At 64.5% G+C, this 26,264-nt stretch carries 26 protein-coding genes; 14 read left to right on the top strand and 12 right to left on the bottom strand.

All coding sequences use genetic code 11. The features are described from left to right. Positions 1-110: 110 nt before the first annotated feature. The 3 genes from rpsU to FJ443_RS22370 all read right to left on the bottom strand — a co-directional run bounded on the left by rpsU (position 111) and on the right by FJ443_RS22370 (position 1,813). Positions 111-377 (bottom strand): 30S ribosomal protein S21, encoded by a 267-nt coding sequence (gene rpsU, locus FJ443_RS22380; protein ID WP_010911429.1) that lies wholly within the window; start codon positions 375-377, stop codon positions 111-113. Positions 378-556: 179 nt separating this feature from the next. Then, entirely contained in the window at positions 557-943 is a 387-nt protein-coding gene (locus FJ443_RS22375; RefSeq protein WP_140513719.1) for an SET domain-containing protein-lysine N-methyltransferase, read from the bottom strand. Between the two features lie 111 nt (positions 944-1,054). Beyond that, positions 1,055-1,813 (bottom strand): SDR family oxidoreductase, encoded by a 759-nt coding sequence (locus tag FJ443_RS22370; RefSeq protein WP_140566153.1) that lies wholly within the window; start codon positions 1,811-1,813, stop codon positions 1,055-1,057. Positions 1,814-2,078: 265 nt separating this feature from the next. Here FJ443_RS22370 and FJ443_RS22365 point away from each other — a divergent pair, with 265 nt between their 5' ends. The 7 genes from FJ443_RS22365 (at position 2,079) to FJ443_RS22335 (ending at position 9,446) form a co-directional block, all read left to right on the top strand. After that, positions 2,079-3,332, top strand: a complete 1,254-nt coding sequence (locus FJ443_RS22365) for a sarcosine oxidase subunit beta (protein ID WP_140624375.1) — start codon at positions 2,079-2,081, stop codon at positions 3,330-3,332. A gap of 27 nt (positions 3,333-3,359) precedes the next feature. After that, positions 3,360-3,671, top strand: coding sequence for a sarcosine oxidase subunit delta (locus FJ443_RS22360; RefSeq protein WP_140624374.1), 312 nt, complete (start codon positions 3,360-3,362; stop codon positions 3,669-3,671). Beyond that, positions 3,668-6,661, top strand: a complete 2,994-nt coding sequence (locus tag FJ443_RS22355; protein WP_140665953.1) for a sarcosine oxidase subunit alpha — start codon at positions 3,668-3,670, stop codon at positions 6,659-6,661. Before FJ443_RS22360 ends, FJ443_RS22355 begins: the two co-directional genes overlap by 4 nt. Beyond that, on the top strand, positions 6,654-7,238 hold the full coding sequence (locus FJ443_RS22350) for a sarcosine oxidase subunit gamma (RefSeq protein WP_140624371.1): 585 nt from the start codon (positions 6,654-6,656) through the stop codon (positions 7,236-7,238). Before FJ443_RS22355 ends, FJ443_RS22350 begins: the two co-directional genes overlap by 8 nt. 57 nt (positions 7,239-7,295) lie before the next feature. Further along, positions 7,296-7,517 carry a hypothetical protein gene (locus FJ443_RS22345; RefSeq protein WP_140496327.1) on the top strand — a complete coding sequence of 74 codons (222 nt, stop codon included), beginning with the start codon at positions 7,296-7,298 and terminating at the stop codon, positions 7,515-7,517. Between the two features lie 80 nt (positions 7,518-7,597). Beyond that, positions 7,598-8,383: a ThuA domain-containing protein gene (locus FJ443_RS22340; protein ID WP_140624370.1), complete on the top strand. Its 786-nt coding sequence runs from the start codon at positions 7,598-7,600 to the stop codon at positions 8,381-8,383. A gap of 13 nt (positions 8,384-8,396) precedes the next feature. Next, positions 8,397-9,446, top strand: coding sequence for a Gfo/Idh/MocA family oxidoreductase (locus FJ443_RS22335; RefSeq protein ID WP_140513713.1), 1,050 nt, complete (start codon positions 8,397-8,399; stop codon positions 9,444-9,446). 44 nt (positions 9,447-9,490) lie between these two features. On the opposite strand, the gene FJ443_RS22330 is transcribed toward FJ443_RS22335, so the two are convergent. The 6 genes from FJ443_RS22330 to FJ443_RS22305 all read right to left on the bottom strand — a co-directional run bounded on the left by FJ443_RS22330 (position 9,491) and on the right by FJ443_RS22305 (position 13,832). Continuing rightward, entirely contained in the window at positions 9,491-9,739 is a 249-nt protein-coding gene (locus FJ443_RS22330) for a DUF680 domain-containing protein (protein ID WP_140496324.1), read from the bottom strand. A 194-nt stretch (positions 9,740-9,933) separates the two neighbouring features. Continuing rightward, positions 9,934-10,578, bottom strand: a complete 645-nt coding sequence (locus FJ443_RS22325) for a TetR/AcrR family transcriptional regulator (RefSeq protein ID WP_140522442.1) — start codon at positions 10,576-10,578, stop codon at positions 9,934-9,936. Positions 10,579-10,669: 91 nt separating this feature from the next. Then, on the bottom strand, positions 10,670-11,446 hold the full coding sequence (locus FJ443_RS22320) for an SDR family oxidoreductase (protein WP_140522440.1): 777 nt from the start codon (positions 11,444-11,446) through the stop codon (positions 10,670-10,672). Between the two features lie 23 nt (positions 11,447-11,469). Beyond that, entirely contained in the window at positions 11,470-12,495 is a 1,026-nt protein-coding gene (locus FJ443_RS22315; RefSeq protein ID WP_140665950.1) for a phosphotransferase family protein, read from the bottom strand. Beyond that, entirely contained in the window at positions 12,492-12,992 is a 501-nt protein-coding gene (locus FJ443_RS22310) for a MaoC family dehydratase (RefSeq protein ID WP_263483366.1), read from the bottom strand. Before FJ443_RS22310 ends, FJ443_RS22315 begins: the two co-directional genes overlap by 4 nt. A gap of 24 nt (positions 12,993-13,016) precedes the next feature. Beyond that, positions 13,017-13,832 (bottom strand): SDR family oxidoreductase, encoded by an 816-nt coding sequence (locus FJ443_RS22305; RefSeq protein ID WP_140513710.1) that lies wholly within the window; start codon positions 13,830-13,832, stop codon positions 13,017-13,019. A 120-nt stretch (positions 13,833-13,952) separates the two neighbouring features. Between FJ443_RS22305 and FJ443_RS22300 the strand changes: the two genes are divergently transcribed. The 6 genes from FJ443_RS22300 to FJ443_RS22275 all read left to right on the top strand — a co-directional run bounded on the left by FJ443_RS22300 (position 13,953) and on the right by FJ443_RS22275 (position 19,857). Further along, on the top strand, positions 13,953-15,191 hold the full coding sequence (locus FJ443_RS22300) for an acyl-CoA dehydrogenase family protein (protein WP_140513709.1): 1,239 nt from the start codon (positions 13,953-13,955) through the stop codon (positions 15,189-15,191). Positions 15,192-15,221: 30 nt separating this feature from the next. Beyond that, entirely contained in the window at positions 15,222-16,262 is a 1,041-nt protein-coding gene (locus tag FJ443_RS22295; RefSeq protein WP_140665947.1) for a zinc-binding dehydrogenase, read from the top strand. A 227-nt stretch (positions 16,263-16,489) separates the two neighbouring features. Then, on the top strand, positions 16,490-17,656 hold the full coding sequence (locus FJ443_RS22290; protein WP_140665944.1) for a glycosyltransferase family 87 protein: 1,167 nt from the start codon (positions 16,490-16,492) through the stop codon (positions 17,654-17,656). Further along, complete coding sequence (locus FJ443_RS22285) at positions 17,649-18,635, top strand: glycosyltransferase family 2 protein (protein WP_140496316.1); 987 nt, start codon at positions 17,649-17,651, stop codon at positions 18,633-18,635. Before FJ443_RS22290 ends, FJ443_RS22285 begins: the two co-directional genes overlap by 8 nt. After that, complete coding sequence (locus FJ443_RS22280) at positions 18,632-19,453, top strand: ChbG/HpnK family deacetylase (protein ID WP_140496315.1); 822 nt, start codon at positions 18,632-18,634, stop codon at positions 19,451-19,453. Before FJ443_RS22285 ends, FJ443_RS22280 begins: the two co-directional genes overlap by 4 nt. Beyond that, positions 19,450-19,857: a GtrA family protein gene (locus FJ443_RS22275; RefSeq protein WP_140556527.1), complete on the top strand. Its 408-nt coding sequence runs from the start codon at positions 19,450-19,452 to the stop codon at positions 19,855-19,857. The genes FJ443_RS22280 and FJ443_RS22275 overlap by 4 nt, the downstream gene beginning before the upstream one ends. A 55-nt stretch (positions 19,858-19,912) precedes the next feature. Here FJ443_RS22275 and FJ443_RS22270 read toward each other — a convergent pair whose 3' ends face one another. The 3 genes from FJ443_RS22270 to FJ443_RS22260 all read right to left on the bottom strand — a co-directional run bounded on the left by FJ443_RS22270 (position 19,913) and on the right by FJ443_RS22260 (position 25,299). Continuing rightward, entirely contained in the window at positions 19,913-23,044 is a 3,132-nt protein-coding gene (locus FJ443_RS22270) for an efflux RND transporter permease subunit (protein ID WP_140665941.1), read from the bottom strand. Further along, complete coding sequence (locus FJ443_RS22265) at positions 23,041-24,195, bottom strand: efflux RND transporter periplasmic adaptor subunit (protein ID WP_140665938.1); 1,155 nt, start codon at positions 24,193-24,195, stop codon at positions 23,041-23,043. The genes FJ443_RS22270 and FJ443_RS22265 overlap by 4 nt, the downstream gene beginning before the upstream one ends. Before the next feature lie 279 nt (positions 24,196-24,474). Beyond that, entirely contained in the window at positions 24,475-25,299 is an 825-nt protein-coding gene (locus tag FJ443_RS22260) for a MurR/RpiR family transcriptional regulator (protein WP_140496311.1), read from the bottom strand. Positions 25,300-25,442: 143 nt separating this feature from the next. Here FJ443_RS22260 and FJ443_RS22255 point away from each other — a divergent pair, with 143 nt between their 5' ends. Then, on the top strand, positions 25,443-26,261 hold the full coding sequence (locus tag FJ443_RS22255) for an N-formylglutamate amidohydrolase (RefSeq protein ID WP_140513702.1): 819 nt from the start codon (positions 25,443-25,445) through the stop codon (positions 26,259-26,261). Positions 26,262-26,264: the final 3 nt, after the last annotated feature.

Genomic DNA, 26,264 nt, shown 5'->3' with positions numbered 1-26,264 from the left:
AGGTCCGGATCCCCCCTCCGGGCCGGGTCACATCAAAATAAAAAGGTGGCGGCGATTCCGCATCGCGCCACCCCTGGTATCCTTCGAAAAGGACGAAATATTGGCGTTAATCAGCGCGGCGGACGCGCTGCGCCGGCGGCACCGCCAGCAGCCACCGGACGCGGCGTCATCGGCAGCAGACCTTCGCGCTGTGCACGCTTGCGGGCCAGCTTGCGGGCTCGGCGCACGGCTTCGGCCTTTTCACGGGCGCGCTTCTCGGAAGGCTTCTCGTAGTGACCGCGCATCTTCATTTCGCGGAAGATGCCTTCGCGCTGCATCTTCTTCTTGAGAGCGCGAAGCGCCTGATCAACATTGTTGTCGCGGACGAGTACCTGCACGGGCAATCCTGTCTTTCGGGTTTGATATCAACAGGCAAGCGGCCACAGCCACTAGCCTCCGCGGCGATTTACACCACGAATTGTGGCGGCTGATAGCAGAATCACGCCGCGCTGTCCACAGCCGAAATGAAGGGAGGCGGCCAAATCGCCCAGCGGGCGCTCGCAAGGTAGGCAGCCAACTACGCGGTGGCCAGATGCAACCGCTCAAAATCCTCGAAGAATTCGCCATAGTCGCAGGTTATCTCTTCGCCGGCCGCTATGTCGCGGGTCGCGGTTGCCCCGCCATATTGCGAAAAGTCCGTGTTCGGCGTCGCCGAATGGTTCATGAAGCGGCCATTGTCGACCTCATAGACCATGAAGCCGGGCCGGTCGGGGCTGGGATAGGCGTAGCGGTCGAGCAGTTCCCTGAGATGCGAGGGTGCCGCCTGGTATTTTTCCAGCGGGATCAGCCGGTCGAAATCCGGGTCGAGCCGCCAGATCGAGGCGCCTTTCCTGATCGGCTCGGCGGCGAACACGCCGACGCCCTCGATTGCGCTTTGGGCGACATAGGTTTTGATCAGCAGCATGGTTCCGGCCCGTTTCCAAGGAGAGAACGGAATCGTCAATTCGAGCCCAAATGCAAGCCCGGATTGCGACATCGCGGCCCGCGTTGATCCGCATGCCGGCGCCGAAACCGCTCACGTCCGGTTGATCGACACGCCGCCGTCGGCGAACAGTGCGGTTCCGGTGGTGAAGCTCGACGCCTCGGAGGCAAGATAAAGCGCCGAGCGGGCGATCTCTTCCGGCCGGGCCATCCGCTTCAAGGCATGGATGCCTTCGACGAACGTGCGGGCCTCGGGCGTGGTTGTGGTCGCGCCGGGCGTGTCTGTGCCGCCTGGCAGCAGTGCGTTGACGCGCAACCCCTTCGGCCCGTACTCGGCGGCCAGCACTTGCGTCAGGCCGATCAGGCCGGCCTTGGCCGCGGCGTAGGCCGCCATGCCTGGCATGCCGGCGGTATAGCCGACGAAGCTGGAGGTGAAGACCAGCGATCCGCCGCCACGCTCCAGCATCGCCGGTATCTGATGCCTGGCGGCCAGATAGGCGCTGGTCAGATTGGTATCCATCGTGTCATGCCACGACGCCGGCGGCAGGTCCGGCAGCGGCGCCATCATGCCGACAGCGCCGGCATTGTTGAATGCAATGTCGAGACCACCGAAGCTACCGGTCGCGAGATCGACCAGCGCCTTCGCATAGGCTTCGTCCCTGACGTCGCCGGCAAGAGCGATCGCAGTGCCGCCGGTTTCCACGATCTCCTCGACAAGCCTATCGAGCTCGGCCTGGCGGCGCGCGGCGGCGACGACCTTGGCTCCTTCCTCGGCAAAGAGCTTTGCAGTGGCGCGGCCGATGCCGGAACTGGCGCCAGTGACGATGGCGATCTTGTTGGCGAGTGCGAGCATGTTTCTGTCATCCTTCCGCTAAGCCGGCCTTGCCGGCGGTCGGATGCGTCGTCGCAAATGAGCATGGCCGCAGCCACCCGAAAGCTGCGAACCCGCCGATTTTCCCTGGCCTCGCACGCCGCGGCCGGTTGCGGCGCAAAACGGCAAGAGCCGTCGCAAACAGCGCAAGGGTGGCAGCGCTGTTTCGCTAGTGATACACCTCGCGCGCCGGGAGAAATTGCTAGCCCGGCCGCAAATCCGCGAGACTTTGGCGCGAGGCTGGAACGTGAAGAAATACTCTGTATTCGCCATCGCGCGTGAGGCCATGCGCGGCCACAAGGGCTGGGAGGAGCAATGGTCCTCGCCGGAGCCGAAGAAGGAATACGACGTCGTCATCGTGGGCGCCGGCGGCCATGGCCTGGCTACCGCCTATTATCTCGCCACCGTGCACGGCATCACCAATGTCGCGGTGCTGGAGAAGGGCTGGCTCGGTGGCGGCAATACCGGCCGCAACACCACCATCATCCGCTCCAACTACCTCTATGACGAGAGCGCCGGCATCTACGACCATGCGCTGAAATTGTGGGACGGGCTCAGCCAGGAGCTCAATTACAACGTCATGTATTCGGCGCGCGGCGTCATGATGCTGGCGCACAATGTGCACGACATCCAGGTGCTGAAGCGCCATGTCCACGCCAACCGGCTGAACGGCATCGACAATGAATGGCTCACACCCGAGCAGGCGAAGGAATTCTGCCCGCCGCTCAATATTTCCAGGGATGCGCGCTACCCGGTCGTCGGTGCCGCCTTGCAGCGGCGCGGCGGCACGGCGCGCCATGACGCGGTCGCCTGGGGGTATGCGCGCGGCGCCTCGGCGCGGGGCGTGCACATCATCCAGAATTGCGAGGTCACCGGCGTCAAGCGGGCGGCCAATGGCGCGGTCACCGGTGTCGAGACGACGCGCGGCTTCATCGGCGCCAAGAAGGTCGGCGTGGTCGCGGCCGGCCATTCCTCGGTCATTATGAACATGGCCGGCGTGCGAATGCCGCTGGAAAGCTATCCGCTGCAGGCGCTGGTGTCGGAGCCGGTCAAGCCTGTCGTTCCCTGCGTGGTGATGTCGAACACGGTGCATGCCTATATCTCGCAGTCCGACAAGGGCGAACTGGTGATCGGCGCCGGCACCGACCAGTACGTCTCCTACTCGCAGACCGGCGGCCTGCACATATTACAGCATACGCTGGACGCAATCTGCGAGATGTTCCCGATCTTCACGCGCATGAAGATGCTGCGCTCCTGGGGCGGCATCGTCGACGTCACGCCCGACCGCTCGCCGATCCTGGCCAAGACGCCGGTGCCCGGCCTCTACGTCAATTGCGGCTGGGGCACGGGCGGCTTCAAGGCGACACCCGGCTCCGGCCATGTCTTTGCCCACACCATCGCCAGGGACGATCCGCATCCGATCAACGCGCCCTTCACCATCGAGCGGTTCCGCACCGGCCGGTTGATCGACGAGGCGGCGGCGGCGGCGGTGGCGCATTGACGATGACTGAGCTGTAGGAACGAAAACATGCTTCTCATCCGCTGCCCCTATTGCGAGGAAGAGCGTCCGGAACTTGAGTTCCGCAACGCCGGCGAGGCGCATATCGCGCGCTCGGCCAACCTGTCAGGCGAGAGCGACGAGGATTTCGAAAAATTCTTCTTCATCCGCTCGAATCCCAAAGGCATCATCTATGAGCGCTGGCGACACATGCATGGCTGTGCGCGCTTCTTCAACGCCGTGCGCGACACCGTCACCGACAAGTTCGTCATGACCTACAAGGCCGGCGAGCCGAAGCCTTCCAAGCTGCCCAAGAACTCCAGCGAAGTGGTTGCCAAATGAGCGGCGCGTTCCGCATACCGAGCGCCGGCCGCCTGAGCCAGGCCAAGACCGCCCGCTTCAGCTTCGACGGTCAGTCCTTCATCGGCATCGAAGGCGATACGCTGGCTTCGGCGCTGCTGGCCAACGGCGTGCACCTGGTCGGCCGCTCGTTCAAATATCACCGGCCGCGGGGCGTGCTGTCGGCCGGGGCGGAGGAGCCCAACGCGCTGGTGCAGATCGTGCGCGACGACGCGCGCAAAACGCCGAATGTTCGCGCGACCGTGCAGGAACTCTATGACGGACTCGCCGCCAACTCGCAGAACCGCTGGCCGTCGCTGTCCTTCGACGTCAGCGCGGTCAACGATCTGGCGTCGCCGCTGTTTTCGGCCGGCTTCTACTACAAGACCTTCATGTGGCCGAAGGCGGCCTGGAAGAGCCTCTACGAACCCAAGATCCGGGAAGCCGCCGGGCTTGGCGTGTCCCCCGACAGGCCGGACCCCGACCATTATTCGTCGCGTTACGCTCATTGCGACGTGCTGGTGCTGGGCGGCGGTGCGGCCGGCATCGCGGCTGCATTGGCAGCGGCTGAAACCGGCGTGCGGGTCATTCTGGCCGATGAGCAGGCCGAATTCGGCGGCAGCCTGCGCTTCGAGAGCGGCGCGAAAATCGACGGCCAGGGCGGCTTTGCCTGGGCGCAGGCGGCGATCGCCAGGCTGAAAGGCATGGACAATGTCCGCGTGCTGTCGCGCACGACTGCCTTCGGCTACTACGCACAGAACTTCGTCGGCCTGGTCGAGCGGGTCAGCGATCATTTGCAAAATCCCGGCCACGACCTGCCGCGCGAGCAGCTGTGGCAGGTGCGCGCCAGGCGCGTGGTGCTGGCGTCCGGGGCCATCGAGCGCCACATGGTGTTCGCCAACAACGACCGGCCGGGCATCATGCTGGCCTCGGCCGCGCGCACCTATCTCAATCACCATGGCGTCGCGGTCGGAAAAAACGTCGGCGTCTACACCGCCAATGATTCCGCTTACGCGGCGGCGATCGACCTGAAGAAGGCCGGCGTCAACATCGCGGCTATCGTCGATCTGCGCGACAATCCGACCGGGCCGGTGATCGATGAAGCAAGGACGCTCGGCATCGAGATCAATTTCGGTCGCGCGGTGATCCGCGCCGGCGGCAAGCTGCGCGTCTCGTCGATGACGGTGCAGCCGAAGAATGGTGGCGGCGAGCGCACCATTGCGGTCGATGCGATCCTGATGTCGGCCGGCTGGACGCCGTCGGTGCACCTGTTCTCGCAGTCGCGCGGCAAGGTCGCCTTCAACGACGAAACCAAGCGCTTCGTGCCCGGCACCTATGCACAGGACTGCATCTCTGTCGGCGCCTGCAACGGCACGGACGGCCTGTCGGCGACCCTCGACGAGGCCTATGCGGCAGGGGCCAAGGCGGCAAAGGACGCCGGCGCAAAGACTGCCAAGGGTACAAAGCCAAAAGTCGACGCCTCGGAAAGCTGGTCGCGTGGCATGCTGGGCGCCGCCCCCGGCGCCGGTCCGGATACGATGGTGAAGGCCTTCGTCGATTTCCAGAACGACGTCACCGCCAAGGACATCCGCCAGGCGGTGCATGAGGGCATGCGCTCGATCGAGCACGTCAAGCGCTTCACCACCAACGGCATGGCGACCGACCAGGGCAAGACCTCGAACATGCACGGCCTGGCGATTGCCGCCGAGACGCTTGGCAAGCCAATCCCCGAGGTGGGCCTCACTACGTTCCGCGCCCCTTATACGCCGGTGACCTTCGGCGCCATCGTCAGCCATGCGCGCGGTCCGCTGTTCGATCCGACGCGCAAGACGGCGATCCATCCCTGGGCTGAAGCCCAAGGCGCCGTGTTCGAGGATGTCGGGCAGTGGAAGCGCGCCTGGTATTTCCCCAGGGGTGGCGAGGACATGCATGCGGCGGTCGACCGCGAGTGCGTCGCGGTTCGAAACACGGCTGGCCTATTCGACGCCTCGACGCTCGGCAAGATCGAGGTGGTCGGTCCCGATGCGGCCAAGTTCATGGAGCTGCTCTACACCAATCCGTGGGAAAAGCTGGAGCCCGGCCGCTGCCGCTACGGCATCATGCTGCGCGAGGACGGCTTCATCTATGATGACGGCGTCGTCGGCAGACTGGCGCCCGACCGCTTCCATGTGACGACGACGACCGGCGGCGCGCCGCGCGTCATGAACCATATGGAGGACTATCTCCAGACCGAGTTCCCGCATCTCAATGTCTGGCTGACCTCGATCACCGAGCAATGGGCTGTTATCGCCGTACAGGGGCCGAAGTCTCGCGACATCATCGCGCCGCTGGTCGAAGGCATCGACATGTCGGATGAGGCCCTCCCGCACATGTCGGTGCGCGAGGGCAAGATATGCGGCGTGCCGACAAGGCTGTTCCGCATGTCGTTCACCGGCGAGCGCGGCTTCGAGGTAAATGTGCCGGCCGATTACGGTCAGGCCGTGTGGGAAGCGCTGTGGGCCGAGGGCCAGAAGCATGGCGCAACCGCCTACGGCACCGAGGCAATGCACGTGCTGCGCGCCGAGAAGGGCTACATCATCGTCGGCCAGGACACCGACGGCACGGTGACGCCCAATGATGCCGGTCTCGACTGGGCCGTCGGCAAGAAGAAGGCCGATTTCGTCGGCATTCGCGGCCTGACGCGGCCTGACCTGGTCGCCAAGGGCCGCAAGCAACTGGTCGGCCTCAAGACCAAGGATCCCAAGGTGGTGCTGGAGGAAGGCGCGCAGATCGTGGAGGATCCCAGGCAGGCGATCCCGATGAAGATGATCGGCCATGTCACGTCGAGCTATTGGTCGCAGAATTGCGGCCGCTCGATCGCTCTGGCGCTGGTCGCCGGCGGTCGCGCACGCACGGGCGACACGCTCTACGTGCCGATGCCTGGCGGGACGATCGAAGTGGAGGTTTCCGGCATGGTGTTCTTCGACGAAACGGGAGGCCGCCTCAATGGCTAAGGCAGTCGCGAAAAAGACGGCTTCGGCCGCATCGCCGGCGGCCGAGCGCCGTCCGGCGCTGGCCGGGCGCGCTATCTCCGCCGCCGGCGTCAAGGTAGAGGTGCTGCCGCCGGCCGAACGGATCTCGCTGCGCGCTCCGGAGGCGTCGCTTGCCGCCTTGTCGAAGGCGCTCGGCGTGACCATGCCGAAAAAGCCGAAGACGTCCGTGTCGAAAGGCGGGCGCACCGCGCTGTGGCTTGGGCCGGATGAATGGATGATCATCGACGAGGCCGGCAAAGACCCGCTCGCCGATTGTGCAAAGATTTCCGCCTTGCATTCCGCTGTCGGCATCTCGCATCGCAACGTTGCGATATCGGTCGCCGGTCCGGCCGCGGCCGCGGCAATCAATTCGGGCTGCCCGCAGGATCTGTCGCTCGAAGCCTTCCCGGTGGGTGCCGCCTCGCGTACCATTCTCGGCAAGGCCGAGATTATTCTGCTGCGCACGGCGCAAGACGCTTTCCGGGTCGAGTGCTGGCGTTCCTTCTCGGATTATGTCTTTACTTTCCTCTCCGAGGGAGCACGCGACGCGGCGGCCTGATCCCGGAACGTTTGCCGCCCGCGCCCGTTTGCGGCAACAGGTCGAGGGAGAATGCCGATGCCATCGAAGTCCACGCCGAAGTCGCCCGGGAAAAGCTCGGCCGTGCGCTCCCTGGAGCATGAGCGGCATCACGGCGCCGACGCCGAAGAGGAACTCGAGGAAGGCCTCGAGGATACGTTCCCGGCCAGCGATCCTGTGTCGATCACGGGGACGGCTATCCCCGGCGCCCCCGCAAGGCCGGGCAAAGCCAAGACCGTTCCCGGACGCAAACCGCGCTGATTTCCCCAGCTTCGGTTGAGGAGCCATCTTTCCAAGACGGCGCCAAGTGGGATATTCAAAGCGCTTTGGGAGATCGTAAAATGCCGGTAAAAGCCGCCGTCTGGGGCGAGAATGTCCATGAGCAGACCAATGCCGCCGTGCGCGGCCTTTATCCATTGGGCATGCATGGGACCATCGCAGCCGCGCTCAACCAGGATAAGGGCATCGAGGCGACCACCGCCACCTTGCAGGAGCCGGAGCACGGCTTGAGCGAAAGCCGGCTGGCTGCCACCGATGTCCTGCTCTGGTGGGGCCATGCCGCCCATGGCGAGGTCAAGGACGAGATCGTCGAGCGCGTGCAGAAACGGGTCTGGGAAGGCATGGGTCTGATCGTGCTCCATTCCGGACACTATTCGAAGATCTTCAAGCGGCTGATGGGCACGCCTTGTTCGCTGAAATGGCGCGAAGCGGGCGAGCGCGAGCGCGTCTGGGCCATCAACCGCAGCCATCCGATCGCGCAAGGCATCGGCGAGTGCCTGGAGATCGGCGAGACGGAGATGTATGGCGAGCCCTTCGCGGTGCCGGAGCCGCTGGAGACGGTGTTCGTCTCCTGGTACGAAGGCGGCGAAGTCTTCCGGTCGGGGCTGACCTATCAGCGCGGCGCCGGACGGATCTTCTATTTCTCGCCCGGCCACGAGACCTACCCGATCTACCACAATGAAGGCGTGCAGCAGGTGCTGCGCAACGCCGTGCATTGGGCGCACAATCCCGCACCCGCATGGTCCGGCATCATCAATGCGCCGAACGTGCCGACAGACCAGGCCAAGGAGAAGATCGTCCAGAAGGGCCTGCGCCTGCATGCCGACGGCGACAAGGGCCTGAGTTAGGCGTGAGTTGAAGATGCACCGCCTCCTTCTGCTCGGCACCGGTGGCATTGCCGGACATCACGTCGAGGAGTTCGCCAGGATTCCAGGATGCACAATCGTCGCCTGCGTCGACCAGGTGCCGGGCCGCGGTGCGATGTTCGCCGCCGCCAACAAGATCAGCCAGTCTTTCGAGAGCCTGGAAGCGGCGATCGGCTGGGGTGCGTTCGATGCGGCCATCAATGCGACGCCGGATGGCGTGCACAAGGCCACGACGCTGGCGCTGCTTGCCCAGGGGAAACACGTCTTTTGCGAAAAGCCGCTGGCGCCGAACCATGCCGACGCGCTTGCAATGACGGAAGCGGCCGAGGCGGCCGGGGTCGTCAACATGGTCAACCTGACCTACCGCAACTCGGCGGCGATCGAGGAAGCGCGACGCATGGTGCAGGCCGGCGAGATCGGCGCATTGCGCCATGTCGAGGCGAGCTACAAACAGAGCTGGCTGGTCAGCAAGTCATGGGGCGACTGGCGCATCGAAGACAAATGGCTGTGGCGCCTGTCCAACCGGCACGGCTCGACGGGCGTGCTCGGCGATGTCGGTATCCACATTCTGGATTTCGCAAGCTATGGCGCCGACCAGGACATCGCCACCCTGCACGCCGACCTGGTGACGTTTCCCAAGGCCGAAGGCGATCGGATCGGCGATTATGTGCTTGATGCCAACGACAGTGTCGCAATGACGGCGCGGTTCAAATGCGGGGCGCTCGCGACGATCGTCGCCAGCCGCTACATGACCGGCCACGCCAACGACCTGTCGCTGGCCATGCATGGCACCAAGGGCGCCATCAAGGTCAAAACAGACGGCAAGGTTTCGCGCCTGTCGGCCTGCCTGGGCGAGGACATCGACCAGCAACGTTGGCGGACACTGGCGCTGCCGGATGTGAAGCGCAACGCGCTGCGTTTCGCCGAAGCGCTCGATAGGGGAAGGAACGGCGATCCATCCTTCCGTCGCGCCGCCGACATGCAGAGGCTGATCGACGCGGCCTTCGAGAGTTCGTCGTCCAGACTGCCGGTCACGATCGCCTGAATCACATCTGGCCGGCTGCACCAGCCAGGCGTGTGTTGCCGCTATCAGAACGCGCTCGGCACGATCCAGGGATTGATGCTGATGCCGAGGCGCGGGCCCTTGCCTTCAGCGGTGGTTTCCGTGACGCCCTTTTTCTCGAGCGAGCCGGTCGATGCGCAATCGAGCTTCACATTGGCCTTGGTGTCGACGCAGGTCGCGGCGGGCACGTGCTTGACCGGGTGTGTCGTGTTGGCGGCGAGGGCCGAGCCCGAAAGTGCCAGCACGGCAGCGAGGGTGAGGAGGGTCTTTTTCATTGTCCGTCTCCGGGTTCGATGGGTGAATTTGTTCTCGTACGTGTACGGTATTCCGTACAAATACGCCCACCGATCGCGGAGTTCAAGCCAGAATCGTACACGTACGGAAATTTTTGTTAACCAAGAAAATCCGCCCCGCTTGGCACGTTAAACGCGGAGCGTCGATGAAGCGTGGATACGCAAGGAGATATCGTTCAGCAGTTGACCGGTGTCTCGGTCAGCGGGGGCACGTTCTGCGTGCTGAGCGTGGCAAGGGTGAAATCGCACATCCGTTTCACGAAAGCCTGCGGATCACCGAAGGGGTAGAAGGGGAAGGTGATCAGCAGCGAGATGGTGCCGTGGCCGACCGCCCACAGCATGGTAGCAATGGCGCGCGGATCACCCTGCAACTTCCCCGCGGCGACGCAGGCCTCGACCCTGCTGATCAGCACCTTCATCGCCGGGTTGCTTTCTTCCATGTCCTCGTAGCTCCGGCCTGCCGGCAGCTTGGTCTTTTCGGTCATGAAGACGGTGCGGTATTCATTGGGATTGCCAAGCCCGAATGCGGCGTATTCCGTCATCACCGCTTGCAGCGCCTCGATCGGATCGTCGGCAGGATGCTCCTCGATGCGTCGGGCAAGCGTCTCGAACGCATCCTCAGCCAGCGCGAACAATATGTCCTGCTTGTCGGCGAAATAGGAATAGACCGACATCGGCGCGTAGCCGACACGCTTGGCCAGCTTGCGGATGGTCAGGCCCTCATAGCCTTCCTCCTGCACGAGCTTGTGCGCGGCCTCCACAAGTTCGGAACGCTGTTCGGCCTTTTGTTTCTCGCGGCGTGTTTGGGCGCTCACCGGCAATATCGCCTGCCTCTGCTGGTTGGGGGCCAACTGAATTATATACGCTGTACGGAAACGGACAAGGGCGTCGCTGGTTCCCAAGCGGCAGGCGTCAGATGGCGCCGACGCCGCCGTCGACAGCCAATGTGTGGCCGGTCATGAAGGAGTTGGCGGGGTCGGCGGCGAACAGGATCACCGGGGTGATCTCATCCACTTCGGCCACCCTCCTCATCGGCACGCCGCGCGTCAGTTCGGCCAAGGCGTCAGCTTCCGGAGCGCCGGAGACGCGCACGAAACTGTCGACCATCGCCGTTCTCGTGTGCGCCGGACAGACCGCGTTGATGCGCAGGCCCTTGCTGGCGTATTCAATTGCCGCCGACCGGGTCAGCCCAACCACGCCGTGCTTGGCGGCGGCATAGATCGAAAGCTTCGGCGCGCCACCCAGTCCGGCGGCGGAGGCGATGTTGACGATGGCGCCGCCCTTGCCGTCCGCCTTGAACTGCCGCTCCATCTGCGGGATCTGGTGCTTCATGGCATAGAAGACGCCGAGCAGATCGATTTCGATCACCCGGCGCGCCTCCTCCGAGGCGACCTGCGGCAAACGCACGAAACTCTGCAGGATGCCGGCATTGTTGACCGCGACATCCAGCCGGCCGAATCTTTCGACCGCCAGAGCCACCAGCGCCCGCGATAGCGCCTCGTCGGCGATGTTGCCGGCCAGGACCGCCGTCTCGGCATCGAGCGTTTCGGCAAAGCTCCTCAAGATTGGTTCATCGAGGTCGGAGAGGACCAGCCGCGCGCTCTCGGCGGCAAAAGCTTTGGCGGCGCCGCGGCCAAGCCCGCCCGCGGCACCCGTGATCAACACCGTCTTTCCGTCGAAGCGGCCCATCGATCACTCCTCGTCGATCAGTTTCAGTCGATCAGTTTCGCGGCGAGATGCGAAAGCAGTTTCACCGCCTCGCCATAGGTCCTGGCCTTTTCCGGGTTCGAGGCATTGCCGTCCAGCGCGCGCTTGTAGACGCCCTGGCAGATCGCGGCCAGCCGGAAGAAGGAGAAGGCGAGGAAGAACGTCCAGTGGCCGATGCCGGTGAGCCCGCGCCGCCGGCAATAGGTGGCGACATAGTCCTCTTCCGAAGGCAGTCCGAGCGCGGCGCGGTCGATACCGCCCAGGCCGCGAAAGCCCGAGCTATGCGGCAGGCGCCATTGCATGCACTGGTAGGCGATATCGGCAAATGGATGGCCTGATGTGGACAGTTCCCAGTCGAGCACCGCCATCACCTTCGGCCGGTCCGGCGCGAATATCAGGTTGTCCAGCCGATAGTCGCCATGCACCAGCGAGACACGGCCATCGTCGGCGGGCATGTGCGTCTCCAGCCAGTCGATCAGCCGGTCCATGTCGGCAATGGCACCGGTCTCCGAGGCGCGGTACTGGCTGGTCCAGCGCGCCAGCTGGCGCTCGAAATAATTGCCCGGCCGGCCGAAGTCGCCGAGACCCACGGCCTCGATATCGACGTCGTGCAGGGCGGCAAGCGTGGCGTTCATGGCATCGTAAATGGCCGCGCGCTCGCCATTGTCGCGCGCTTCCGGCAGTGCCGGATTCCAGAAGATGCGGCCGTCGATGAAATCCATGATGTAGAACATGCGGCCGATCGGCGAGTTCTCGGCCGAGAGATGCAGCATCCGCGGCACCGGCACGGCGGTGCCCGAAAGGGCGCTCATTACCCTGAATTCACGGTCGACCTGATGTGCGGATTTCAGCAACTGCCCCGGCGGCTTGGCGCGCAGCACGTAGCGGCCGCTGGCCGCCGTCAGCAGATAGGTCGGGTTGGATTGGCCGGATTTGAATTTTTCGACGGAGGAAAGTCCGGCAAAACCGGGGATCCGCGCCTCGAGATAGGGCGAAAGCGCTGCCTGGTCGAGCGCGTTCGGGTCGCTCATGCGGTCTCTGGCTGGCGTTCGATCAGGGTCAGCGTCAGCCAGCGGGCGGTGAGCGCCGGTTTCTTCGAGCCCTCGATCTCGATCGTCACGTCATGGGCCGTCTGCACCCAGCCCGAGGGTCTGACCTTGACGTCGGCCAGCACGAAACGGGTGCGGATGCGCGCGCCGGTCTTCACCGGCGCCAGGAAGCGCAGCGAATCGAAGCCGTGGTTGACGCCCATCTTGCCGTTTTCCAGCGGCGGCATGGTCTCGAAGGTCATTGCCGACAACAGCGACAGCGACAGGAAGCCATGCGCGATGGTGCCGCCGAACGGCGTCTCGCGTTTGGCCCGCTCGGGATCGCAATGGATGAACTGGTGGTCGTCGGTAGCGTCTGCGAACTGGTCGATCATGCGCTGCGTGACCACCCGCCATGGCGAGACGCCCACCTCCTTGCCGACGCTGGCCAGAAGCACATCGAGACTGATCGGTTCCACGCGGATGTCCTCCAGTTTCATCCCCGGCTTCCCCGGCCGGACATGTCATTCCTTGAACAGGGTCAGCCCATGCTGCACCGACTGTCCACCGTCAATCGGCAGGATGGCGCCGGTGACATAGCTGCCTGCACGGCTGCACAAATAGAGCGTTGCGCCGGCAATGTCATCCGGGGCGCCGATACGGCCGATCGGAACGTGGCTGCCGACATGCCTGGCCTGTTCCTCAGTGGCGGTGGCAAACGCCGTCATCCGGCTCTGGAAGGGCCCAGGGGCAAAGGCGTTGACGGTGATGCGGCGGCCGGCGAATTCCAGCGCCAGGGTGCGCGTCAGGTGATGAACGGCCGCTTTGGAGGCGGTGTAGGAGTAGGCGTCGTCGGCCAGCGGCTGCGTGCCCATCACGGAGCCCAGATTGATCACCCGGGCCGGATCCTCGTCGCTGGCGGCGGCTTCGAGCAGCGGCAGCAGTTCGCGGGTCAGGTGGAAGACGGCGGTGACGTTGACGCCGAACACCTTGGCCCAGGCATGATAGGGGAAGCTCTCCAGCGGCGCTCCCCAGGACACGCCGGCATTGTTGACCAGGATATGCAGCCGTTCGGCCCGCGTCTTGACCTCGCCGACCAAGGCGGCAATGCCGGCCTCGCTGGAAACGTCTCCGGCAAAGCCTTCCGCCCGGCCCGGCGCGCCAAACCCGTTCAATTCCTCGGCGACCTTGATGCAGTCCTCGCCCTTGCGCGAGGCGATCATCACCGTTGCGCCGGCCTTGACGAGGCCCGTCGCCGCCATGCGGCCGATGCCGGTCGCCGCGCCCGTGACCAGCGCGGTCTTGCCGGCCACCGAAAAAAGATCGTCGAGATAGCTCATCGAACTCCTGCGCCTTTCATCGGCGGATCGGGGAAAGCGTTCGCGTTGACAAGGCTATCCGAAGTACGGTCATCCTTGCCACTGACAAAATGCCCGGCCTGAATGAAGGGTTAGCGACCGATGACGGAGATGAATCTCGGCATGACGGAGCGGCTGAGGCCGATCCACGCGCGCGTCGCGGCCATGGTGCGCGACGAGATCATGCCGCTCGACAAGGAATTCCTCGGTGAAGTCGGCAAGGCGGGCGACCGCTGGACATACACGCGGCGCCAGACCGAGATCCTCGAAGGGCTGAAGACGACCGCAAGAGAGCGCGGCCTTTGGAATTTCTGGCTGACCGGCTCGGAACGCGGCTACGGTCTTTCCACCGTCGAATACGCCTATCTGGCCGAGGAGATGGGCAAGGCGCATCTCGGTGCCGAGACCTTCAACTGCTCGGCGCCCGACACCGGCAACATGGAGGTGCTGGAGCGCTACGGCTCGGCGGAGCACAAGAAGGCTTGGCTGGAGCCGCTTCTCGACGGAAAGATCCGCTCGGCCTATCTGATGACCGAGCCGGACGTAGCCTCGTCGGATGCCACCAACATTTCGATGCGCTGCGAACGGCGCGGCGACGGCTATGTGCTGAACGGCGAGAAATGGTGGGCCTCTGGTGCCGGCGATCCCCGCTGCGCCATCTATATCGTCATGGTGAAGACCTCCGATGGAGAGCCGAAGCACAGGCGGCATTCGATGATCCTCGTGCCGGCGGACACCAAGGGTGTCAACAAGCTGCGCCCGATGCAGGTCTATGGCGACGACGACGCGCCGCACGGCCACATGCATCTTCGCTTCGACAATGTGCTGGTGCCGGCGTCGAACCTGATCCTCGGCGAGGGCAGGGGTTTCGAGATCGCGCAAGGCCGCCTCGGCCCCGGCCGCATCCATCACTGCATGCGGGCCATCGGCCAGGCCGAGATGGCGCTGGAGCTGCTGTGCCAGCGTTCGGTCCGCCGGGAAGCGTTCGGCCAGCCATTGGCGAAACTCGGCGCCAATTTCGACATCATCGCCGAATGCCGCATGGAGATCGAGATGGCCCGCCTGCTCTGCCTCAAGGCGGCGTGGATGATCGACCAGGGCGACGCGCGCGCCGCCGCGCCCTGGATCAGCCAGATCAAGGTGGTCGCGCCACGCATGGCTCTGAAGGTCACCGACGAGGCGGTGCAGATGTTCGGCGCGCAAGGCATCAGCCAGGACACGCCGCTGGCGCGCTCGTGGACGCATCTCAGAACGCTGCGACTCGCCGATGGGCCGGATGCCGTGCATCGCCGCCAGGTGGCGCGGGCGGAGCTGAAGAAATACACGCAAGAGAAGGTCTGAGATGGCCCGGTCCGAGCGGGGAGACAGCCGATGAGCATCCCGTCCGAAATGAAGGCGCTGCTCCTGGTCGGCGACGGCTACACCAGGACGCCGAGCGGCAGCGCGCTGGAGGCGATGGAGCCCTATCTTGAGCCAGGCAGTATCGCAGTGCCGGCGCCTGGACCGACGCAAGTGCTGATCAAGGTCAGCCTTGCGTCGATCAATCCGTCCGATGTCGCCTTCATCAAGGGCCAATACGGCCAGCCGCGGGTCAAGGGCCGGCCGGCCGGCTTCGAGGGCGTCGGCGTGGTCGTTGCCGGCGGCGACGACGAGCCCTATCCCAAGAGCCTCGTCGGCAAGCGCGTTGCCTTCGCCACCGGGCTCTCCAATTGGGGCTCATGGGCCGACTATGCCATTGCCGAAGCCGCCGCCTGCATTTCGCTCCTCGACACCGTGCGCGACGAGGATGGGGCTGCCATGATCGTCAATCCGCTCACCGCGATCGCCATGTTCGACATCGTCAGCCGAGAAGGCGAAAGGGCCTTCATCCTGACCGCCGGCGCCAGCCAACTCTGCAAGCTGATCATCGGGCTGGCCAGTGAGGAAGGATTCCGGCCTATCGTTACCGTGCGCCGCGACGAGCAGATCGCGCTACTGAAGGAAATCGGCGCCGCCCATGTGCTCAACGAGAAGTCTCCCGATTTCGAAACCTCGCTGCGCGAAGTTATAAAGGCCGAACAGCCGCGCATCTTCCTCGATGCGGTGACCGGGCCACTGGCCTCGGCCATCTTCAACGCCATGCCGAAGCGCTCGCGCTGGATCATCTATGGACGCCTCGATCCCGAAGCCACGATCATCCGCGAACCCGGCCAGCTGATTTTCCAGCACAAGCACATAGAGGGCTTCTGGCTGAGCGAATGGATGCGGCAGCATAAGGATCGCCGCGGTCCTGCGATCCTCGAGGCGCAGAAGCGCTTTTCCGAAGGGCGCTGGACGACCGACGTGACGGCTGTGGTGCCGCTGGCCGAGGCGATGGCACGCGTGCCGGCGGAACTGGCCAGGCCCAATGGCAAGGTGTTCATTCGGCCGTAAGGCAGGGGGTGTGCGGTTGAGCTGCATTCCGGTCCATCGAGAGCACAGCTGCGATAACCTTCGAGGGCCGGGAAGAGGTGGTTTGTTGGCTGCGATCGTTCAATGTCGTCGGCGGCCGCGCCGTTCGATCCCCCTATGCCACCCCGCTTTGTCCGTGATATGCCGCCGCCAATGAACGCTGGGACAGTGCTGGACCGGGCCTGTTCCAGATTGGTGTGGGGTGCTTGATGAGGATTTCCAAGCCGGTTTTCGACCGTCTGGGGCTTAGCCTGTGGATTGGGGCATTCGCGGTCGTGCTTGGGCTTGTCCTGTGGTCGCCCGACGCACGCACCGTATTGCACGCCTACAGATATGGCAGTGTGGAGTTTCTCGCCGGCCGGCCGCTCTACGACCTCGAGTCCGAGATGGGATACCTTTACGCGCCCGCCTTCGCCGCGCTCTATATTCCGTTCTTGAATCTGGGACCGCATCTTGGCGGGCTGGTCTGGCATGCCCTCGGTTTCGCCGTTCTCACCCTTGCCGCGGCGCGGCAGGTGCATAAGCTGGGCGGACAGGAGCAGACCTGGCTGCTTTCCTTCGGCCTCTTCCTCGCTTTACCGATGACACTGGGCGCCATCCGCAACGGCCAGGCGACAATCCTGCTGACCGGCGCCTGCTGGCTCTTGAGCCTGTCGGCACTGGAAGGAAGGCGTGCGGAGACCTTTTTTTGGGCCTCGCTTGCCATAACGGCCAAGCCGACCGCGATCATCATGCTGCTGTTGGTGGGGGCGTTGCGCCCGCGGCTGATACCGGTGCTGGTGCTCGCGGTGCTGTTCGTGCTCGCCATACCCTACGCTTTCGCTCCCGCCGGCTACCTGAACGAGCAGTATGGCGATTTTGCCCGCATGCTGACGTCGATGGCCGTCGACAAGACCAGCCATTTTGTTCCTACCGATTTCACCGCGCCCTTTATCGAGATGGGGCTGCCCGTTCCGGACTCGGCTGCCACGGCGGTGCGCGTCGTGATCGGCCTGCTGACGCTCTCGATCGTGCTCTGGTTCGACCGCAAGCTCGAACAAGGAGCGGCCGGACTCGCGATCTTCCTGGCGGCCGCCTTCTACATGTGCGTCTTCAACCCGCGCGTCGAGCCCAACACCTATGCGATGATCGCGGTTCCCGCCGGCCTTGCCATTGCCCTGTTGTGGCGCGAAGAAAAAGGTGGCGTCCTGGCCTGCGTGCTGTCCATGACTTTATTCCTGACAGGTTTGACCGGTGTCGAGCGCCACATGCATGACTTTCTCTATCCCTGGTTTCGGCCGATCACGGTCACTTTCATCGCCTGCTTCCTGATATGGTGGTTCTGGGCCAAGGCGCGACAAAAATTGGTGAATGTGGAGCCTGTCGCCCATGGCTGAGATGCGCCCGAGACTCGACATCGTGGCGCCGTTCTTCAACGAGGCGCAATCGGCGACGGCTTTCGCGGCATTGCTCGACGCGCTCGAGGCGGCGGTGTCGAGCCGCTTCGGCATGCAGGTCCACAAGATCCTGGTCGACGACGGCAGCCGGGACGATAGCGCCGGGCGGTTTTCGCAGGCACTTTCGGGATCCTGGGAAATCGTGCGCCTCAGCCGCAATTTCGGCAAGGAGGTCGCCGTGCTCGCCGGCCTCGACCACTCGCGGGGCGACATGGTGCTTGTCATGGACGCGGATCTGCAGCACTCCCTGGAGACCAGCCTGAAGATGATCGTCGAGCTGGCTGAGAATCCGGACGTCGACGTCGTCTACGCGCAGAACGACCGGCGCGGGGCAAGCTGGCGGCGCAGCCAGTTGGCGAAACTGTTCTACAGTCTGATCAACAGCAGCCAGCGGTTTGATATACCCGAGAATGCAGGCGATTTTCGTGTCATGCGCGGCACCGTGGCGCGCGCATTGACCAGCCTGCGCGACAAAAGGCGCTTCAACAAGGGCCTGTTCGCCTGGGCCGGCTTCCGCCAGAAGGCCATATCCTATTCGCCGGAAAACCGCGCCAGCGGCAAGTCGAAATGGAGCCGGCTCAACCTGATCGCCTTTTCGTTAGAGGGGTTTACGTCCTTTTCGGTGATTCCGCTGCGCCTGATCAGCCTCAGCGGACTGCTTGCGGCGTTTGCCGGCGCGGTCTACGGCGCGAAAGTGCTCTTCGAGGTGCTGTTCTACGGCATTGCCGTTCCAGGCTATCCGAGCCTGCTGGTCGCCGTGGTGCTGCTCGGCGGCCTCAACCTGACACTTCTCGGGCTGATCGGTGAATATGTCTGGGTCACCCTCAGCGAAAGCAAGGATCGCCCGGTCTACATCGTGCGCGATATCGTGCGCAGCGATGTTCCCGCCAGGTCGGCGCCGGGCGTTTCCGGGGCATGATGCGCGGCATCCGCCTGATCGCCGACGATTACGGCCTGGCGCCCGGCGTCTCGGCGGCGATCCTCGACCTGCTCGATCGCGGGCGGCTAACGGGCACCGGTTGCATGACCGGTTTCGCGGAATGGCCGGGGGAGGCGGAACGCATCAAGCCGCTGTGCGGCCGGGTCGCCGTCGGCCTGCATCTGACCTTGACGGACCAGCCGGCCGTGACCGGCCCGTCGAGCCTGGCGCCGGAAGGCCGGCTGCCGCCGCTCCGCTCGCTGGCATTGCCGATCCTGCGCGGCAGCATCGAGACCTGCGACGTCCATGCCGAGCTCGACGCCCAATTTGGCCGCTTCGTCGAGGCGCTCGGACACCGGCCCGATTTCATCGACGGCCACCAGCATGTGCATTTCCTGCCTGTCGTGCGCAAATGGCTGCGGGGGCGTTTCGCCGGAGATGCCGGCAGACCGTGGCTGCGCGGCGCGCCGGCACTGGCCGGCAGCGGCGCGGCGGCATCGAAAATCGCGGCGATCGCCGCCCTGGCAACTGGTTTCAACCGATCCATGCGGCGCGCCGGCTTCACCGTGAGGGCGCCGCTCGCCGGCATCTATGACTGGCGGCAGCCGGAAAAGTTCGCGCCCGCCCTGCAAACCGCCGTTGAAAGCCTGCCGGAAGAGGGACTGTTCATGTGCCATCCCGGGCATGTCGACGAGACGTTGCGTGCACGCGACCCGATGCAAGATGTGCGCGAAGTCGAATTCGCGGTTCTCGCCTCCGATCATTTCGGCGCAAACCTGGCTCGCGCGCGTGTCGGCATCATGGACGGCACAGCATGAGTGCCGATCAGTCCCGGCGTTCGACCGGCAACAAGATTATCCGCTTCGCCATTGTCGGCCTGGTGAACACGGCCATCGACCTTGCCGGTTTCTTTCTGCTGCTCAAGCTGCACGTGCCGCCGCTGCCCGCCAACGTTGCGTCCTGGTTCATTGCCGTCACCTTCTCCTTCGCGGCCAACGGCTTCTGGTCGTTCGAGCGCGATCCGACCATCCGGCTGCATCATGCCTTTCTTCGCTTCGCCTCGCTCGGCGCGCTGATTTCGCTTGGTGTCTCCAGCCTTGCGATCGCGCTGTTCGCCGGCGTCGTCGGCGTGTGGCCGGCAAAGATCGGCGGGGTGGTTGTGGCGGCGGTGCTGAATTTCCTCGCCGCGCGCTGGTCGATCGAGGGCCGTCTCTTGAAATAGCAGGCTGTTTCCCCACGAAAATTCCGGACCCGCTACACGGTCTCCTGGAATTTCCCTATTCAGCCGGCTCCACATCGGTGTAGGCGGCTTCCTCGAGTTCGCGCTTCAGCCGCGCCTCCTCGTGGGTCTTCGGCGTGACGAAGCGGCCGAGCAAGAGATAGGCGACGGGGGTCAGGAACAGCGTCGAGACGGTGGCCAGCCCCAGTCCGCCGACGATCACCCAGCCGAGCGCGATACGGGCCTCGGCGCCGGCGCCCGCCGCCAGCACCAGCGGCACGCCGCCGAGCACGGTGCAGATCATTGTCATCATCACCGGGCGCAAGCGAATGGTCGAGGCCTGTTCGATCGCCTCGCGCACGCCCAGTCCGCGATCGCGCAGCTGGTTTGCGAATTCGACGATCAGGATGCCGTTCTTGGCCATGACGCCGACCAGCAGCACCAGGCCTATCTGGCTGTAGGCGTTGAGGCTGGTGCCCGAGAGCAGAAGCGCGAAGATGGCGCAGGCGAGGCCGAGCGGCACTGTCGCCATGATGATGATGGCGCTGACGAAGCTCTCGAATTGCGCGGCAAGCACCAGCAGGATGATGACCAGGGCAAAACCGAAGATGGTGACCATGGCGCTGTTTGTCTCACCCAGCGTCGCCGCCTCGGCCAATGGCACGATGCGGCTGCCCGGCGGCAGAAGCGGCGTTGCGATCTCCTCGGCGCGCGTAAGGGCCGAGCCGAGGGCGAAATCGCCGCCGAGGTTGGACGTGATCGCCACCGACGGCTGCTGCTGCTCGCGCGACAGCGAGGGCGGCACGGCACGCTCGGTCAGCGTGGCTATGGTCGACATCGGCACGAAACGGCCGTCAGCCGTCTTCAGGAAGACGTTCTCCAGGTCGGTCGGATCGTTGATCGGGTTGGTGGTCGAAACCAGCTTCACCCCGTAGCTGCGGTCGGCGATGTAGACATCGACGACGTCGTTGCCGTCGAGCATGGCCTGCATGGTGTTGGCCAGCCCGGTGATGTCGATGCCGAGATCGGAGGCGCGCTCGCGGTCGATGGCGACGGAGAGCTGCGGTTGCGTCGGGTCGATGGAAAGACGGGGTGTCTGGAAACGCGGATCCTTCTGCATCTCGGCGATGATCTTGACGGCCGCGTCGCCGAGCGCCTTGCGGTCGTTGCCGACCAGCGCGAACTGCAGGCCGTTGCCGGCGCCACGGATGCCGAGGCTGTTGGGCTGCACCGGGAAGATACGCACACTGGGCACTTGGCGGGTGAGTTGGCTGATCTCGGCCATGATCTCCTGCTGGCTGCGGCTGCGCTCGTCCCAGGGCGCCAGCGTCATCACCATGAAGCCTGAATTATAGGCGCCGTTCTGGCCGGCGCTCTCGAAAGTGCTGACGATTTCGCCGGAATCACGCAGCGGCTGGATCAGTTTTTCGATCTTCTGCATCTGCTGCGTCGTGTAGTCGAGGCTGACGCCTTGCGGGGCGCTGATGCGAAGCAGCACGACCGCGCGATCCTCGGTCGGCGTCAATTCCTGGCGGATGGTGCCGAACAGCGCGAATGCGGTGCCGGCGAACAGCAGCGCCACCAGCACCACGATCCACGGCGCGTCGAGGCAGACATGCAGGCTGCGCCGGTAGGCCGCGTTCAGCGCGCCGCCGATGCGTGCGCCGACGCCGTTGCCGCCCTCGTGGTGGAGGGCAGCAGTGGACAGCATGCGCGAGGCAAGCATGGGGCAAAGCGTCAGCGCGACCACGCAGGACAACAGCACCGACATGGCGAGCACGAAGCCGAATTCGCGGAACAGGCCGCCGGTCTGGCCCGGCAGGAAGGAGATCGGCACGAAGACGGCAACCAGCGTCAGGGTGGTGGCGATGACGGCGAAGAACACCTCCTGTGCGCCGAGCACGGCGGCGGCACGCGGCCCCATGCCTTGATTGCGCCGCCGCACGATGTTTTCCAAAACGACGATCGCGTCATCGACGACAAGCCCCGTCGCCAGCACCAGGGCCAGCAGCGTCAGGATGTTGATCGAGAAACCAGCGAGATAGATCGCCGCAATGGTGCCGATCATGGCGACGGGCATCGACAGGCCCGGAATGAGCGTGGCGCGCCAGTCGAGAAGAAAGGCATAGATGACGACCAGAACGATGGAGACGGAAAGCGCGAGCGCGATCTCCACCTCGTGCACGGCGCCGTTGACGAACACCGCGTCGTCGCTGGTGACCTTGATCGACATGCCTCGCGGCAGGTTTGCCTGCAATTTCTCGACGGCGGCCTTGACGCCGGTGGAGATATCCAGCGTGTTCGATTCCGCCTGGCGGATGATGCCGATGCCGATGCCGGTCTTGCCGTCCGAACGCAACGTGGTCTGGCCGATGTCGGGGCCGAGCGTGACGGTAGCGACATCGCGGATGCGCGTCGTGCCGCCAATGATGATGTTCTCGAATTCTTCCGGCGTCGTCACATCGGCCGTGGTGCGAACGATCAGGTCCTGATTGGTCGTGGTGATCGAGCCGGCGGGTGAATCGAAGGCGACCGAGGCAAGGGCGGTCCTGAGGTCGGCGACGGTGAAGCCCAGGCTGGCGAGCTTGTTCTGGTCGACGTCGATGCGGAAGATCTTGTCGCGGTCGCCATAGACCTGGACGTCCGCGACGCCTGGAACGGCAGCCAGTTCGTCCTCGATCTGGTCCTGGACCACAACGGTCATGTCCTGTACCGACATGGTGTCGGAGGTGACGGCCAGGCGCATCACGGGGTCGGAGTTGGCGTCGGCCTTGACGATGCGCGGCGGATCGGCCGTCTCCGGCATCTGGTTGGCGACGCGGCCGACGGCATCCCGCACATCCGAGGCCCCGACATTGAGATCGACGCCGTCGTTGAATTCGATGGTGACGCGGCTCGAGCCGAAGGAGGAGGTCGAGGAGATCGACTTGACGCCGGAAACGCGGGCAACAGCTCCCTCGATGGTATCGGTCAGTTCGCGATCGACCGTTTCGGCCGCCGCGCCTTCGAAAGTCGTGGAAACGGTGACGACGGCGCGGTCGACGTCAGGCAGTTCGCGGATCTCGACGCCATAGAAGGCGGCGACGCCGGCGACCGCGATGAGGACATTCAGCACCAAGGCCATGACCGGCCTACGGATGAACAGGGCGGTAAAGCCGGTCTCGCTGGCGGGGTTGACGGCTCCGGTCATGAGCCTTCGGCCGCGTTCGCGGCGCGCTGCTCTCCGCGAGCGATGCGGACTTCGCCTCCCTCGCTGACGCTCTGGGTGCCTTCGGTCACCACCATGTCGCCACTGTCCAGTTCCGCGTCGATCAACACGGTTTCGGTGTTGCGCTGGATGATGCGCACCGGCACCCGCTTGGCCTTGCCGTTCTCGACCGCCCAGACGTAAGCGCCCTCCGAGCCCCACAGGATCGCCAGCGGGCTGACGGCGGGATAGGTCTCGCCGGGGAACTTCATGGTGATGGCGAACGACATGCCGGCGCGCAGCGAATCGGCCGGGTTGGCGATCGTCGCCTTGACCAGAAGCGTACGGCTGTTCTCGTCGATGTGGTTGTCAATGGCCGAAACCGTGCCGGTATAGCTGTTGCCGGGGTTGGCGATCGGCGTCGCCGACAATTGCGCGCCGATCTTGACGGCGGCCGCGAAGCGTTCCGGCACCAGGAAATCGACAAGGATCGAGGAACGGTCGTCGAGCGTGGCGATCGCCGACTGGTTGGTCACATAATTGCCGGCGGAGATCGGCAGGATGCCGACCGTGCCGGAGATCGGGGCGAGAACAGACCGGCGGTGCAGGGCGAGTTCCGCATCCTGTAGCGCCAGCTTGGCACCGGCCAGCACCACTTCGGCATCGGCGACGGCGACCGGTGTCGCCGCATTGGAGGCGCGCAGCGACCTGACCCGGTCGAGCTTGGCCTGTGCGTCCTGAAGCGCGAGCCGGGCACGGTCCTGGGCGATCACTTCGGTCTCGGAATCAAGAGTCGCGATGACCTGTCCCTTGTCGACATGGGTGCCGGATGAAACCAGCAATTCGGCGAGACGGCCGGAGGAGTAGGGATTGACCGTTACCGACGCATTGGCGCGGCCGGTGCCTATGGCCTGGAGCCGATCGTTTATGGTCGCGGAAATAGCGGGCACGACGACGACGTTGACCTGACGGGCTCGCTCGCCGCCAGCGGATTTCGTGCCGGCGCCGGTTTCAGCCGGAGGCCTTGCCGCGTAGGCCCAGTCTATTCCCCAGCGCGCCAGCACGTCCGGCGCGCCCGGGAAAAAGCGCAGCCAGGCGGCAACCGCCACCACCAGCACCACAAGGGCGAAAAGTATCTGTTTCCAGGCGGCCATCGGCACTCCGGTTGGCAAAACAATCCTTCCGTCCACCGGTTTCCCGAAATAAGCAGACGCAGCGGGGCTATTCTAAGGCAAGAAGCAAGCCCCCGATATCGTGCCTTTATGACAATTCTTCAGTGTCCGCGCACATTAAATATGCGTAACGTTGCCGGTGTTCGTGCCGTTTTGATTTTTTAGTTCACTTCGAGCCGGGCTTTCGAGATTACAACGCTGGCTATGCCGCCCCGACGCCAGTTTCGGACCGAAATCGTTCCAGACTTATCCCGGGCTGCATCAACGCAGGCCTTCCATCTCGCGGATGCGCCGGGCGCCGTCGGCCTCGAGTTGCCTTGTGACGGCGCCGATCAGCGTTTCGGCGACGACGAAGAGCGCCGCCGAGGAGTCCCACGCCGAAGGCACGGCGGTTCGCCCGGCGATGACGTGACGGGCGAAGCGGGCGATCGGCGACAGCCACTGGTCGGTGAACAACACGATCTGCACGCCACGCTGATGCGCCTTCTCGGCGAAGCGGATGAGGCTGTCCTGGTAGCGCCTGATGTCGAAAATGACCAGCACGTCGCGCTTGCCCATGTCGATCAGCCTGTCGCGCCACATGCTTTCCTGACCGGCGAGGTGAATGACGTCAGGCTGGATGATGGCAAGGTGGGCGGCCATGTAGCGCGCCAGCGGATCGGTGAAGCGGCCGCCGATCAGGAATGTCTTGCCGCGACGCTCTGCGAGGCGGGACGCGATGTCGGCAAGCTGCTTGTCGGACAGGTGCCGGAACGTCTCGCGCATATTGTCGAGCGTTGCCTCCAGCATCGGCGACGCCGTGCCGCCGGGCAAGGGCGGATTGAGCGTGCGGGTCGCAGGGGACTGCAATTGCGCCGCCAGTTCGTCCTGCAGGCTCGACTGGAACTCCGGATAGTTCTGGAAGCCGAGCCTGGCGACGAAACGCAGGATCGTCGGCGAGGACACGCCGGCCGCGGACGAGAATTCGGCGACAGTCTTCAGACCGATCATCGGATAGCTCGCTATCAGCGTCTGGGCCGCGCGCCGCTCGCCGGCCGGCATTGTGCCGATGCGGTCGGCGATCAATTCGGCAATACTGGAAATCATCTTTCCCATCCATGGCCCGGCCGACGGTGTTTTCCCCAAATCGCATTTGACAAAGCCGGGCAAACTGTATGAAATCATCCATAGGGACGCAATGAGGCAAAATACGTAACATACGATACAGCGCTCCCCGGGGACCGCAGACTATGGAGAAAGCACGGCCCGCCAGCCTTGCATCGCCTGATGCCGTAAGGGTGACCAACCCGGGCGGATCGAGTCCCTTCGTGCTCACCTGCGACCACGCCTCCAATTTCCTGCCCGCCGAATTCGGCACGCTCGGCCTCACCGCCGAGGACCTGTCGCGTCACATCGCCTGGGACCCGGGCGCGCTGCCGGTTGCGCTGCGCATGGCGCAGGCGCTCGATGCGACGCTGGTCGAAACCTGCATTTCGCGTCTCGTCATCGACTGCAACCGGCCGCTTGACGCGCCGGACCTGGTGCCGCCGGTCAGCGAAACCACAGCCATACCGGGCAACACCGGCCTGTCGGAAAAGCAGCGCGCGGCGCGGGTCGCCCTGTCCTGGCAGCCGTTCCATAGCGCCATCGAGCATATTGTCGAAGACAGGCTGGCGCGCGGCCAGGAGACGCGGCTGGTATCGGTGCATTCCTTCACGCCGGTCTACAAAGGCCGAGACCGGCCCTGGCATATCGGCATCATCCACGATGACGACCGCCGGCTGGCGGCGCCGCTGATATCGGCGCTGCGGCACCTTGCCGGCATTACCGTCGGCGTCAACGAACCCTATTCGCCGGCCGACCGCGTCTATTTCACGCTGGAACGCCATGCGCGCCCGCGCGGGCTGCCCTGCGCGATGATCGAAATCCGCAACGATGAAATCTCCGGCGAGACCGGGCAGCGGAAATGGGCGGATTTGCTCACAGGCATCTTTTCGGATCTAGAGCCCGAGGAGACCAGGGGCGCCAGGGAACACGCAGTGGGAAAGTCAGTTCAATCGGCTAGCTGAGAA

Source organism: Mesorhizobium sp. B2-6-1, assembly GCF_006440475.1.
Lineage (GTDB): Bacteria > Pseudomonadota > Alphaproteobacteria > Rhizobiales > Rhizobiaceae > Mesorhizobium.
The sequence above is the reverse complement of the archived record's forward strand: the minus strand, read 5'-3'. Positions and strand labels throughout refer to the sequence as shown.